The sequence below is a fragment of the Niastella soli genome, assembly GCF_017742245.1.
GTDB lineage: Bacteria > Bacteroidota > Bacteroidia > Chitinophagales > Chitinophagaceae > Niastella > Niastella soli.
The window spans coordinates 679,281-693,196 of record NZ_JAGHKO010000004.1 but is presented as its reverse complement, the minus strand read 5'-3'; the positions used below and the strand labels follow the sequence as shown (position 1 = coordinate 693,196).

Below are 13,916 nucleotides of genomic sequence, written 5' to 3'. Positions count from 1 at the left end.
ATGAGATGGGTCCCTGCAATGGGCCCATCTCTTAACGGCTCATCCCTTTACCACTAATCCATTGATCACTATGCGAAAAACTTTGCGGGTGCAGGTAACTAATAAGGTGTTGCTCCTTTGTTTTTGCCTACAGGTTGCTTTCTACTATGACACCAACGCCCAGGTATCGGGCACCTACACCATCAATTCCACCCTGCCAACAGGCCCGGGGAATTTCCATTCATTTACCGATGCGGTGACTTACATGCAAAACGGACTGAGTGGCGCCATTACCTTTAACGTAGTTGCAGGAACGGGCCCATACAACGAACAGATCACCCTTGATAACAGGATAGGGGCCACCGTTTTGAATACCGTGACCTTTAATTGTAATGGCGTAACGCTGTCATTTATTGCTAACAATACCAATAACCGGGCAGGCGTAAAGCTCGACAATGCCAGTTATGTAACCTTTGATAACCTCCGCATAACTCCCCAGGCAGCCGGTCTGTATGGCTATGGGTTCCATTTATTAAATAACTCAGACAATAACATTATCCGCAATTGCAGGGTTGTTGTTCCCGCAAACGCCATCCCTGATAATCATGAAGGCATAGTAATAAATGGTAACCACGGTGCTGCAACCGCTTCCGGTACCAGCAATTGCGATAACAATCTTATTCAGAACAATACCATTTCTGGTGGAAGGACGGGTATTACCTTAAATAGCGCCCCGGCTTCCGGGGCTGCGGTATTAATGCGGAATAATAAGGTGCTTAACAATACCATCTCCGATCCGGATAGCAGCTGTATACAATTGAATTATAACGATAGTGCGCTGGTAGATGGCAATGACCTGCAGGGCGGACCACATGCCATTAACCGGGTAGCAGGCGTTTACTTAAACTTATTTGACCAGCAGGTAAAAGTTACCAATAACAAAATTCACAACTTTCATATTGGTGCGTTGATCTGGGGTAGTTTTATTTATGGGATCTTAAATTCAGCACAAGGAATATCCGGTAAAGAGAACCTGTTCGCCAATAATCTTATTTACGATTTCAGCTCCAATGGCATCCAGTATGGGATAGCTTCCCGTTTTGCCACCGCTTCTTATTTCAATATCTTCAATAATACCATTTCACTCGATGATCAGACTATCTATGGACAGGAGTGCGACGGAATATACTTTGAAGATGTAAGCAATGTGAAAGTATGGAATAATATCATTTCCATTTCCAGGCAAACCAGCGACTGGAATTATGGTATTACTCTGGAGAAATTGATGCCGCAGTTAAGCTGCAGCCGGAACGTATATTATGTTTCTGGTTCTGATTTTACCAATGCGGTTGGATCGCTGGCCAACACGGACCTGACTTTATTAACTGACTGGCAAAAAGCCACGGGGTTAGATTATTCCTCTGCCAATGAAGACCCCCTGTTTACCAATTTGGCCGCCTTTAACTTTATCCCAAAAGCACAGCCCATTGACAACATGGCGCTGGTGGTAACTATAAATACTGATATTACCGGTGCTGTAAGAAGTCCGCTTAACCCTGATCCGGGTTGTTATGAATTTGTAACACCGGCCTGTCAAACCCCGGTGGTGCCAGGCAGCACCACCGTATTGCCGGATTCCATTTTATGTTACGGGCCGCAGATCTCTTTGGGCTTACAAGGTAATTCCTGGGGAGTAGGGCAAACCTATACCTGGCAAAGCGCTTCATCGCCAACCGGAACGTATAGCAATGTCAGCACGGGTCTTGCGTATCCATCAGCAGACCTGTTGCCTGCCTCCACCCTATATTACCGGGCTGCCGTAACCTGTCTGGGCAATACCATGTATTCTGCCCCTATACGGGTGATCGTGAATACCAGATTATCGGGCGGCACCTATACCATTAATTCAGGACAACCTACCGGCGGTATTAATTTTCATTCATTTGGCGATGCCGTACTGGCCATGCAATGTGGCATTACGGGATCCGTTGTATTTAATGTAACGCCTGGTTCGGGCCCCTATAACGAACAGGTGATCCTGCCTGCTATTACTACTTCGGCTACCCAAACGGTTACTTTTAGAGGCAATGGGAACACACTTGCCTTTGCTGCCACCAACAGCGATGAACGCGCGGTATTAAAACTGAATGGGATTGATTATGTGACTATTGACAGCCTGAATATTAATGTAACCGGCTCCTCCTTTGGTTTCGGCATACAATTGATGGATGATGCCGATCATAACACCATAAAACGCTGCTCCGTTTCTATGGCTACCAATATCGTTACAAACGGCTATGCAGGTATTGTGATCAATAACAGCGGCAACGACCCCATCAATTACAGCGAATTTACTTATTGCGATAGCAATACGATTGCCAATAATACCATCACCGGGGGATATTATGGTATTAGCTATACCTCCCGTACCTATATTGCCCCATCGCCCATGCCTGTAGGAAATATCTTAAGCGGTAATAAAATGATCGATAACTGTGGTTTTGGTATTTATATGGATGGCGTGGCCAATACCCTGGTAGATAGTAATGATATCAGCCAGAAGGACCGCACCACGTTTACCAATTTTAGCGGGATCTATTTAAAACAATCAGCTTCTTTCGGGATGGCGCCTTATGGAAATAAAATTACCAGGAACAGGGTACACAACCTGATAACCAATGGTAGGGTGGCTACTGTTGAAGCCCATGGGCTTCATTTTGAAGCGGTGCTTGGCAATGCAGCTGCGCCTAATATTGCTGCCAATAACCTGATGTACAATTTCAGGGGTATTGGTAACCAGTACGGCGTTTATTCAAGAAGTTCCAATAACCTGAAGGTCTATCACAATACGATCTCGCTCGAAGATTCTACGGGCACCAACAGTGCGAGTGGCATTACGGCTGGGGTGGGTCTATATGGTAGCCTCACTGTTAATGACGAGTTCAAAAATAACAGCGTGGTCATTAAGAGAGGTGGGCTTGGAACAAGTACCGGCATCCTGATCATTGGAAAAGACAGCGCCCTTAAAGCGGACCACAACAACTATTTAATAACGACCCTTGCAGGCACTGGTTATACCGGTTCTATGGGCGGCAGAACTTATACGAAGTTAACAGACTGGCTGGCTGTAAGAAAAGACTCGAACTCGATCTGTCTTTATCCATTGTATAAAGATTCGTTGAAGGCAGATTTTACGCCGACCTTAATACCCTTCGACGATAAAGGTACTACTGTCGGTATTACCAATGATATCAATAACACACTCCGCAGTGCCAGCAAGCCAGACATCGGGGCCAATGAATTTACTGTTTGTTACCCACTAACTGAGCCGATAGTAAGGGTAGATTCGGTGGGAGGCTTTGTGATCAAGTTTGCCTGGTCAGCCGTTGAGAACGCAAGCGGTTACCGGGTATCGCGTGATGGCCTTAACTGGACGGAACCTTCCTCTGGCAAAATGGGCACCTCGCATTATATTTCCGGGTTAATGGGGCAGGATACGGTAGGGCTGATGGTGGAAGCTCTGGGGACAAGGTTTGATTGTCCATCGGCTTATTCAAAACACCTGGTGGGCCAAACGCTGAGCGACCAGATCTTCTTCCCCAACACCTTTACGCCAAATGGTAATGGCCAGAACGATAAGTTTAAAATGTACAGTAATGTGGTTCATTCCATGCGTTTACTGATCTTTAACCAGTGGGGTGAAAAGGTGTTTGAAACTGCTGACATCAACGGCAGCTGGGATGGCACCTGCAAGGGTAAACCGCAGCCGATTGGCGTGTATGTATATGTTGCCACCATGGAATTGACCGATGGAACAAGCCAGGTTAAGAAAGGGAGCTTTAATTTGTTGCGGTAATTGTTTTATCAATAAACATTTCCTTAACCAGTTCGAATAATACTTAGCTCGCCATTTCCAAAAAGTAGTCAATTGGTAAACACAAGGCACCCTCATTATTCATATTAATCTCAATATCGATCGTTTTGCGGTATAACATAGTACGTGTTACCTCGTTTCGGGTATCTTTTAGCAGTGATCCGTATTCACTATACACTTTAACATATACATCTGGTTGAAATGGAAGCAGGTGTTTATGATCATCCCAGGTAAATATGATGCAATACCGGCCTTCCTCGTCAGTAAACCCTTCTCCAAGGCAGTCATCACCCAATAGGCCGTCAAAGTCAAAAGCCAGCACTGACAAGTTTTTCAAGGGGGTAAAGGTGTTTGCCTCAATAACGATCCCTGAAATCAGCCAGATCCTTTTATAAACGTCTATTTCCCTTGAATTCATAAATTAAAATGTTTAATAAATAGAAAATTACAGGATGGTTTTTCTCAAAGGAGAGGAGTGATCGTACTCAGAAGGGTAACAGGTGTGAAGTCACAAACAAATATATTATCCTTCAGAGGGGGGATGAATTATAGTGTATAAGGGATGTGAAATAATACACGAAGGGAACGCATGGCCTGCAGACATAAAAAAATGGCTGTTGAGGGTACAGCCATTTTAATAAATAATTGAAGATCCAACGAAGGATTTTGAAATGGAATATGGAGATTATTAATACTTTATACTGTTCACCACTTTTAAATTATGCTCCAATTGCTTTTTCAATGCCGCTTGCAGCTTTTTGATCAACGCTGGATTGGTTACCTTATCCTTCTCCGGAAGTTTCTGTTTACCTGAGGGCAAAATGAAACAGCAGGTCCTGCAATAAAATCGGTAGAAGGTGATCTGTGTTTTTTTCCTGGAAGGGATATTGTCAGAAATTATCTCAGCTATATAACCGGTATCGGGCACTGATCCGGGGCAACAATAGGACGGGGAAATTAATTCGTATGTTGTCGTGTCCCTTACTGATCCGGGCTGAGCATAGGAGAATGACTGGCATAAGAAAAGAAATAAAACCACCAGTATTAAACCGGCGGTGCTTTTTTTGTTGAACATGATGTGTATGTTTAAGGTTCCGAAATTTGATTTCTAACGGTTGTTTTCGGAGGGCGGGTAACAAAAGTAGATGTAGAACCTGCCTTACATAAAGATCAATGTAGTAATGGACTTAAAAAATACACGAACGGCTACTTTCTCATGCACCAGACTTATTCGGTTAACTGGCGCAGAAAAGACACAAGAAATTCGGTGCCTTGTTCTTTTTGCGAAGTAACCGAAATAGTTCCCCCCAGCTTTTCCGTAAACTCCCGGGCTAATTTTAACCCCAGTCCCGATGAATCGCTGCGAATGCTGTTCCATTCAAAAATGTTTTTCAGGTCGGCTGGTTCAATACCCTGTCCGGTATCTTTTATGCTGAAATCAATAACCTGGTTACGTTGTACGGCGGTGAGGGTAACCATGCCCTCCGGCTGGGTAAACTTTATGGCATTACTCACCAGATTTCGTAATATGATCTTAATAAAATTGGGGTCTGTATAAAAAGATATCGGTCCGTTCACTTCTTTTTTTAACAGTATGTTTTTGTTGGCAGCAAATTGTTCATTTAGATGAATTATTTCATCGAGCAATTCTTCTACCTCACAAAGCTCCCGTAATGGCGTAAAATGATCCATCTGGCTTTTTGACCAGATGAGAATATCTTCCATGGCATCCAGCAGGTTTTCTGCCGATTGACTGATCTTTCGATCAACTTCTTCCTTTTTCTCTTTATCGAGCCTGCCGTAATTAATTTTTTGCAATTGCAGGAAATTGAAAAGACTGCTGACCGGACTTCTGAGATCATGTGTAATGATGCTCAGGAGTTTGACCTTTGAATTATTGGCTTCAGCCAGTTTATTATTGAGTTGATTAAGTTCCCGGTTTGATCTTTTCTTGTTGATATAGCCGCTGTACAACGATACAGCAAGGATAAGCGCTAAAACAATACCAGTTAACAGGAGATATTGGGTGCGCCGTTGGTTCGTGAGCTCAATAGTGGCAATTTGATTGTCGCGTTGTAAGAGCTGGATCTCCTGCTGGCTTTTCTCTGCCTGGTATTTAGCCTGCATTTCTTCATAATTCAAAATACTTTGCTTTTTGTAAACGGTATCCTTGATGGCTATTTCACCTTGCTGGCATTCATAGGCTTTTTTATAATTTCCCAACGCTACATACGTCTTTTTCAGGTTATTATACGATTGCTGTAACAGTTCGTTCGAATTGATCTGTTGTACAATGGCAAGATTCTGCAAATGGTATTCCAGCGCCTTTGAAAAATTATTCATATTGAAGTACAGATTGCCTGTGTTACCCAGCACCAGGGCAATACCATACTCGTCGTTCCTTTTTTGCATTATCGCAAGGGCCGGCTGATAATAACTGAGCGCTTGTTCATACCGGTTCATTTTTACATACGTCAAGCCTATATTGTTGAATACATTGGCCCTTATTTCTTCTGTAATGTGCGAATTAAACTCAGTAATGATCCTTTTGAAATAACTCAACGCTTTGGCGGAGCTGTCCTGAGCGTAATACAGCGACCCAATATCGTTTAATATATTAGCTATCCTGGTTGAATCTTTTTCTTTCTGTTGCACGGCAAGCGCCTGTTGCAGAAAGTTGGATGCGTTGGTGTACCGTTGCAGCACACGATACGTATTTCCAATGTTTTTAAGCGTTCCGCCAACTTTTACCTGGTTGCCAATGTTACCATACACTTTCAGGGCTTTAAAATAATATTCCAGGCCTTCTTCATATTTTCCCTTCTTATCATAGATAATCCCGATCCCGATCAGGGCATTACCGGTCCCTAAGGAATCTTTATTTTTTTGTGCTATAGATAAACATTGGTAAAAGACAGCGAGGGATTTGTCAAAATTACCTTTTGTTCTGTATTCATAAGCCAGCGACAAGAGCGAGTCAGGCTTAATGGTTTGTGCCCTGGCGGCGGGCAATAAAACATCAAGAATGATTATGCAGATGAAAACTACTCTCATGCAAAAGAATGGCAAATGGTCAGTTACTTTCAGTAAACAGTTTTTTTATTTCCTGGCGATAAGTTTTTCCTAAAGGTAGCCGCTGCTCCACTATCTGCAGTTCGTTTTTGTAAACGCCCCGGATCTTATCTACCGCCACCGCATAGCTGCGATGGATGCGTAAGAACCTTTTTGGCGGTAAATTGTCCAGAAAGCTTTTCAGGTTATTAAGGGTGATGTATTTTTTATGCATGGTGACCACTTTGGTATAATTGGTAAGGGCCTCCAGGTAAAGAATATCGGCAATATTCACTTTGTTTAAAACGGTGCCCTCTTTGATCATAAGGAAATCATTTTCAAAATGCATGCTGTATTGAACCGCTTTCGACTTTATTTCCTGCAACTCGAGCGTTCGCTGGATAGCTACATCGAGCCGTTCGGGCTTTACGGGTTTTAACAAATAATCTATGGCCTGTACCTCAAAAGCATCTATGGCATATTCTGGGTGAGCTGTTACCATAATACAGGGTGGGGGATCAGGGAATGTTTTTAAGAAATCGATGCCATTGATAACCGGCATATCAACATCCAGAAATAGGATATTTATGATATGCGTTTTTAAATACTCCAGGCTTTCGACAGGATTGGGAAATTTGGCGGTAATATTTATAAAAGAATATTTTGATAGATATTCTTCGAGCACTAACCTGTCAACGGGATTATCTTCAATAATCACACAGTTCAGGAGCTTCATATTGTTTTGGTTGTTTATTTAGCAGGTAAATGGTGTGTCTATTAAAGGTAATCAATAATGGAGAAACTCAGGGTGTCCGTTTCCGCCAGGAACTGGAGATGTCTCATGATCAGGTTTATAAGAATATGTAGCAATCAATGAATTCTATCTGTAAATTTGGTAAAGAGGCATCGATCAGTAAAATACTTAATATGAGCCGTCGTTTTCTTTTTGAACGATTTATATATGGCAACAACTCCATTTACAATTACCATCCATATGGTGTCGAGCCTTGATGGCATTATTGCTAAAAAGGATAACAGCGTTTCCTGGTTTGAAACGGTGGACCACTACGAGAAGGGTGTTGCCCTTACCGGACAGGATAGGGAGGATTTTCTCTCAACAATAGATTGCTATGTAATGGGTGCCAGGACCTATGAACACGCCCTGGAATTGTCGCGAAGTTATGGATGGGCCTATGGCGACGTGCCTACCATTGTAGTAACCCACAGAGAGCTGCCGATAGAAAGACCGCATATTGAATTGTATTCGGGTGATCTGATTACATTGGTAAATGAACGACTAAGACCCAATTATAAGAATGTTTGGCTGGTTGGCGGGCCCCTGCTTGCCGCAGCGTTCCTTCGTTTACAATTAGCCGACGAAATAAGGCTATCGGTGATCCCCATTATTTTAGGTAACGGTACTCCTTTTTTTGACCAGATAGGAATTGAACAGGCATTGCACCTCAAAGAGGTGACCCCCTATAAAAGCGGGATGGTGGAGTTGTGGTATGAAGTGAAAAAGTGAGTAGTGAGTTGTCAGTTGTGAGTGGATTCCGATATTTGAGATTCTCGAATAATTGCAGGTTTACTAATAATTCATCTTGAAACGTGAAATAAAGCCATCGCATCTCACTGCGTTCGATGCGATGGCTCCTTCGCTGCGGAAGCTAAAACTTAAAGAAAGGATCCGGTTATGGATCCTTCCTTATTTAAATTTTATCTCATACACCTGTCCTTTCTGCGTGGGCAGGTCATATAACCAGTTTTTTTTCAATTCCAACTGTTTCAGGGGCGCATTAGGTACAATTAATGGCGCCGGCATCTCAATAAGCGCAAAGAATGGATTGGGATTTATTCCACTGGCCGGCTTTATAGCAGGTAAAGCCGGTGTCGCCACTTCATTAGGCACCTGTAGTCGTAGGTTGCCACCCAGCTTTGACCGTATTTTCAAGGCCGTTATGTTACCGTTTTTCCATGCCAGGTGAACTATTTCAAAACCACCCTGCGTACAAAGACCACTGAGGGCGCCTTCATTCCACTGGGTAGGCAAAGCGGGTAATAAATGAACAGAACCGGCATGGCTTTGCAACAGCATTTCGGTAATACCTGAAGTGCCGCCAAAATTACCATCCAGTTGAATGTGTGGTTTGTCGAATAAATTCTGTTCCGTTTTAGTGCTGATCAACGTGTTCACCAGTTTAAAACAGTTGTCTGCATGTTGCAGGCGGGCCCAGAGGTTCAGACGCCAGGCAAGCGCCCAGCCCATGCCTTCCCCAAAAAAGCCACGCATTTCCGTTAGTTTATACGCTGCGGCAAACAGGGCCGTTTTATCGGGTGTTATTTCATAGCCGGGGAATAAACCGTATAAGGGCGACATATGCCGGTGTTCATATTTATCGCTTTCCATATCCACATCATCCAGCCATTCCTGTAATTGACCGCCTTTGCCTATTTGGGCCGGCGCCAGCATCAATACAGTTTCCTTGCAGCCTTGCTGAAATTCCATGTCTTTCTTTAAGATGGCTGCGGCCGAAGCGCAGTGGGTAAACAACTCGCGAAGGATCTGCATATCCATAGTGGGACCGGGTGAACTGGAAACACCTTTTGCCCGGCCGTTCTCAGGCGACATCGACGGAACGGTAACAAGCCAGAAGTCTACAGGTCTTCTTACCATGGTGTCCATAAAGAATTCGGCTGCGCCCTTCATCAGTGGATATAATTCCTGCAAATAAGCCGTATCGCCGCTGTACAGGTAATGCTGGTACAGGTGGTTACACAACCAGGCGCCGCCTGTTGGCCATTGCCCATAGAAAGCAGAGTCAATGGGTGCCGTAGCCCGCCACAGATCAGTATTGTGATGGCAAACCCAGCCGCGTGCATGATAAGTTTTCTTAGCCGTTACCTGACCCGTGATGGCAATATCTTTTACCAGTTGCAGCAACGGCAATTCGCAGGAAGCCAGGTTGGTTTTCTGCGCCGGCCAGTAATTCATCTCCGTATTGATATTAACGGTGTATTTGCCGCCCCAGGAGGCTGATAAACTATCATTCCACCGGCCTTGTAAATTGGCGGGTTGTGAGCCTGGTCGTGAAGAAGACAACAACAGGTATCGGCCATACTGAAAGTAGAGTGTGGCCAGGGATGGATCGTTGCCCGTGGCAAAATTTTTTATTCTTTCATTGGTAGGGAGGTTGGCCGGAGGTTGATTGGTAAGAGAGAGTTGTACTTTATTAAAGAGTTGCTGGTAATCTGCCACATGTTTTGCACGCAACGTGTTGTAAGGTTGCGCAAGGCATTTATTGATAACAGCAGCACACAATTCAGTTGGTTTACCGCTTACATTGTTATAACTGATATAGCTGGTGGCAGCTGTTGTATAAATAGTTACTTCATTGGCGCCAGTGACCTGAATGGTATTGTCAACAGCGGTTTGCTTTCCACCGCTTGCCTGAAAAGCCACCCGGCATTGCCAGGTGAGGGCGGCCGGAATGGTTATGTCGTTTTCCACCACCAGGTCACCATTCTTCCCATCCATGATAAGCGCGTTGTTACCGGTTGTAACCAGTTTTGTATCACGATGTAGGGTGGTAAAGTTGCATTGCAGATTTATTTGTCCGGGTTTGCTGGCCGTAATATGAGTTACAATAACATGGTTGGGATAGCTGGCAAAAGTTTCCCTTTTGTATTGAACGTCGTTGGCAGTAAAAGTGATGGTCACTATACCGGTATTCAGGTCCAGTTCCCGGTGATAGTCGCTGGGTTCAGCGATGTCTGGAAAGTTGAGCTGTACTTCGCCAACCGTTTGATAGGCGGCCTGCCGGTGCGGTTTGCCCTGTAATTGTTTTACCAGTTCCTGTGCTTCTGCGAATTTTCCCTGGAAAGAAAGCTTTTTGATGTTGTCCAGCGTTTCAGGGGACACGTCTACTCCGGGTTGATAAGGGCCGCCTGTCCATAAGGTATCTTCACTTACACTGATCCGTTCCTGGGCAGCGCCGCCAAAAACCATTCCGCCCAGTTTCCCATTTCCAACAGGCAGGGCTTCCAGCCATTTTTCTGCAGGTTTACGGTACCACAGCAGCAGATCACTGCTTGGTCCGGCAGCCTTAAACGGGGCCGGACTGCCAAATGCTTTGTTCAAACTGTTTAAAAGAGGACTAAAGCTTAAGGCCGCTAAAGTGCCTGACTGAATTACGGACCGGCGCGTATATTTTTTCATACCTATGTTGCCCTGGTTATTTGGGGGCTAATATACGGCTTGCGGTTTGACGAACCATCTTGTATTGTCTGAGCGAAAAGATATGCAGCGTGTACGCCAGCGGCACCAGTAAACCGGGCAGGTAAATAAAAGGAAATGTTGTCACCAGGGAACTATCCGGCTCATTGTGAAAGGCACGCAACGGAGTTGGCAGGGATAGGGCCGTAACGGTGACAATATTCACTAACAACACCAAACCGGCAACATTGTACAACAGCGCGATAACTGGCGGCCATCGCTTGCTTACAAAACAATAATAGCCCACCGGGAAGGCAAACAAGCCGGTGAGGATATCGAAATTGCGCCCCTCAAAACTCATTTGCTGGGGCAGTGAACCATTACGTACCAATATCCAGAGTGCAATTTCAACAAGGACCCGAAACGACTGCAGATAGACCAGCCGTTGTGGTTGGATATGTTGCAACCATTGTTTGCCCGTTTTTGAACGGATAAAAAGCAAGACAACAGGTAATGGGGTTAAAAGCGCGATGAGCAGTCGGGGTGGTAACCGGGTGAAATCGCTGAAAAAGCCGCGGACCGACAAAATGCCGAGTAACAACAGCCAGGTAATGATCAGCACAGCAGCCGTGCGAAATATTGAACTTGACATAATTGAAACGGTTGAGAGTTTAAATTTCCGAAGGGCGACGGCTTTGCAGTCAGGTAAGGTCAGGAAATTCAGTGAAGATCATATTGTTAAGTTACGACGAAGATCTGGTAGGTAGAAATAATAACCTACAGGCTTTGATTCTCACAAAAACTGGCGTATAATAGCGGTCCCTTAAAATAAACCCACAAAATGAAAACTATCAAACGCATGCTTGCCCTGTTATTATTGGTTGGAACCTGTTCCTGGTCCTTTGCACAGGATTCGCAATTGTTAGATTCTTTACCCACCACCAAAGAAGAGTTTGTCCAAAGTGAAAAGAAGGTATTAGCTACCATCGCCTGGCTGGAGAATACCCCATTAGATCAGGAAACAAAAAAGCACACCCGTCAGTATGCGCTTATGACTGCCTGGCTTATCAACTCACCAAACGTTTCAATATTGGTAAATGCCAATGTCCTTGACTTCACAAAGAAAAACAATGATCTAAATATGTTCTTTCTGGCAGGCTGGACAAAATACCAACTGGAAAATAATTATTCCCGGGATGAACTACAGGGAAACCTGGCAGGTCTTCGATGTGTAATAAGAATATATAGAAAAGGAGTTGGCGTAAGAAAAGACAAAGTGATGGAAACATTAGTGGAGCTTGAGGATAAGGGAGAATTAGAGAGTTGGTTGAAAGAACAGTTAGCAAATAAATAATAAATTAAAAGCCAGCATTTTGCTGGCTTTATTTATTTTAAACGCTCAGCATTAGCTATATCCATATTCGGGTGCGTTGGGGTGCCGGAGTGTTCCGTCAATTACGGCATCGAGCCATCCTTCATAATAATCAAGAAAATTGATGGTAGATGAAAAACAGGGTAGACATAAGTAGTTATAATCCAGGTTTACCACGCGTCCTTTATGCGGTCCGTTAAGAACAAGGGCATGTATATAGGTGCAGCCCTGTGTGCCTAAAGGTAAAATGCCACCGAATAATGTACGCGCTTCCCGTAGATACTGTTCGTTTGAAATATTTTCTTCATTATGAACAAACACTGTTAAAGATTCCCATTCATTTATCGTCATATCCGGCTTAAGCACGCAATCGTGTGAAATATAATCTCCTTTGTCTGCGTCACAGCCCAATGGATATAACCCATAGCCGGGGCCAGCGCCTGAGTCGCGAGAGCCTATTCCGCCATTTCCAACCACCAGTAAAAAAGATCGATAGCATGGGGGCAATTGAATGGCATGTTTATGCTCGAATGCGGATACTTCTTCTTCAGTGGCGGGCACATTCAACAGGTATTCATGGGTGTCGGCGCAAAATACATCACAGCCTTCATCAGCGTTTTTAGCGATGGGCAATTTGTCTTTGATCCTTTGTAATTGCTCGTCAAAAGGTGTCTTTATTGAGTTGGGCGTATAACCATTCGGGTGTTTTTGTCGCAGCTGTTTCCATAATTTAAACTCACCCGGCCGAATATGTTTTCTCAACAATTCTTTTAGTCCATATGCTGCCCGGTCACCCTTGTAACCATAACCTATCAGCTCCAGGTAATCATCGGGGTGCATCCTTTTTTCCAGTTGCCGGTTTGCATACAGCCATTGTTCAAATTCCAGCACTGATCTGTCGCCATTAAATGTTTCAAAAAATATCACCTTGATGTCATTGGGTAGGATCATAATACGAAGTTACGTGTCGAAAATAGCAGGATTTTGCTGTTTGCCGTCTACCGTTTTATTCACGGCCGGCAAAATGGCTTATCAGGCTACTGATCTTGTTCGCATTGTCCCCGCTTACTACAAACAGCAAAGCTCCGTTTATGCCCCATCTTCTTTTTTCACTATCGGGGTGGTAATGTTTCATTCCAAACGAATTGGCTTCCTCATAGGAGTTAAAAAATTGCAACGCGATCTTTGTTTGGGAAACAGCCGAAATAAAAACAAACGTATTTGTCCCATCTTGCGCTTGTATAAATGGCTCCTCCCAGGAATTCAGAAAAGCTTCGGCATTCCTGGTATTGGGGTGCGGCAGGTCAATTGTAATGCGATTGGTGGTTGTCATTTTAAAACGCGCTTATGGGACAAAAATAACAGGAATCAGTATTCCTTGCAATTCTAAGTGACAACTGTTTCAGATGCGAACAGTAAGCCGGCCG

Annotated in this window: 11 protein-coding genes; 3 read left to right on the top strand and 8 right to left on the bottom strand. The window is 44.1% G+C overall.

Annotated features, from left to right (window positions below; all coding sequences use genetic code 11):
• The first annotated feature begins 70 nt into the window (after positions 1 to 70).
• Positions 71 to 3,835, top strand: coding sequence for a right-handed parallel beta-helix repeat-containing protein (locus J7I42_RS17720; protein ID WP_209140177.1), 3,765 nt, complete (start codon positions 71 to 73; stop codon positions 3,833 to 3,835).
• 43 nt (positions 3,836 to 3,878) lie between these two features.
• Here the strand turns inward: J7I42_RS17720 and J7I42_RS17715 are convergent, their stop codons facing one another.
• The 4 genes from J7I42_RS17715 to J7I42_RS17700 all read right to left on the bottom strand — a co-directional run bounded on the left by J7I42_RS17715 (position 3,879) and on the right by J7I42_RS17700 (position 7,640).
• Positions 3,879 to 4,271: a hypothetical protein gene (locus J7I42_RS17715; protein ID WP_209140176.1), complete on the bottom strand. Its 393-nt coding sequence runs from the start codon at positions 4,269 to 4,271 to the stop codon at positions 3,879 to 3,881.
• 270 nt (positions 4,272 to 4,541) lie between these two features.
• Entirely contained in the window at positions 4,542 to 4,928 is a 387-nt protein-coding gene (locus tag J7I42_RS17710) for a hypothetical protein (RefSeq protein WP_209140175.1), read from the bottom strand.
• Positions 4,929 to 5,080: 152 nt separating this feature from the next.
• Positions 5,081 to 6,907 carry a tetratricopeptide repeat-containing sensor histidine kinase gene (locus tag J7I42_RS17705; protein WP_209140174.1) on the bottom strand — a complete coding sequence of 609 codons (1,827 nt, stop codon included), beginning with the start codon at positions 6,905 to 6,907 and terminating at the stop codon, positions 5,081 to 5,083.
• Positions 6,908 to 6,926: 19 nt separating this feature from the next.
• Positions 6,927 to 7,640 carry a LytR/AlgR family response regulator transcription factor gene (locus J7I42_RS17700; protein ID WP_209140173.1) on the bottom strand — a complete coding sequence of 238 codons (714 nt, stop codon included), beginning with the start codon at positions 7,638 to 7,640 and terminating at the stop codon, positions 6,927 to 6,929.
• Between the two features lie 225 nt (positions 7,641 to 7,865).
• Here J7I42_RS17700 and J7I42_RS17695 point away from each other — a divergent pair, with 225 nt between their 5' ends.
• Entirely contained in the window at positions 7,866 to 8,429 is a 564-nt protein-coding gene (locus J7I42_RS17695) for a dihydrofolate reductase family protein (protein ID WP_209140172.1), read from the top strand.
• A gap of 180 nt (positions 8,430 to 8,609) precedes the next feature.
• Here the strand turns inward: J7I42_RS17695 and J7I42_RS17690 are convergent, their stop codons facing one another.
• Positions 8,610 to 11,120: a glycoside hydrolase family 95 protein gene (locus tag J7I42_RS17690; RefSeq protein WP_209140171.1), complete on the bottom strand. Its 2,511-nt coding sequence runs from the start codon at positions 11,118 to 11,120 to the stop codon at positions 8,610 to 8,612.
• A gap of 16 nt (positions 11,121 to 11,136) precedes the next feature.
• Positions 11,137 to 11,769, bottom strand: coding sequence for a hypothetical protein (locus J7I42_RS17685; RefSeq protein WP_209140170.1), 633 nt, complete (start codon positions 11,767 to 11,769; stop codon positions 11,137 to 11,139).
• Positions 11,770 to 11,958: 189 nt separating this feature from the next.
• Between J7I42_RS17685 and J7I42_RS17680 the strand changes: the two genes are divergently transcribed.
• The gene (locus tag J7I42_RS17680; protein WP_209140169.1) at positions 11,959 to 12,471 is read left to right on the top strand and encodes a hypothetical protein; all 513 of its coding nucleotides are present in this window, start codon (positions 11,959 to 11,961) and stop codon (positions 12,469 to 12,471) included.
• A 51-nt stretch (positions 12,472 to 12,522) separates the two neighbouring features.
• Here the strand turns inward: J7I42_RS17680 and J7I42_RS17675 are convergent, their stop codons facing one another.
• Complete coding sequence (locus J7I42_RS17675; RefSeq protein WP_209140168.1) at positions 12,523 to 13,440, bottom strand: SMI1/KNR4 family protein; 918 nt, start codon at positions 13,438 to 13,440, stop codon at positions 12,523 to 12,525.
• A gap of 55 nt (positions 13,441 to 13,495) precedes the next feature.
• A complete protein-coding gene (locus J7I42_RS17670; protein WP_209140167.1) occupies positions 13,496 to 13,822 on the bottom strand; it encodes a hypothetical protein in 327 nt (108 codons plus the stop codon).
• Positions 13,823 to 13,916: the final 94 nt, after the last annotated feature.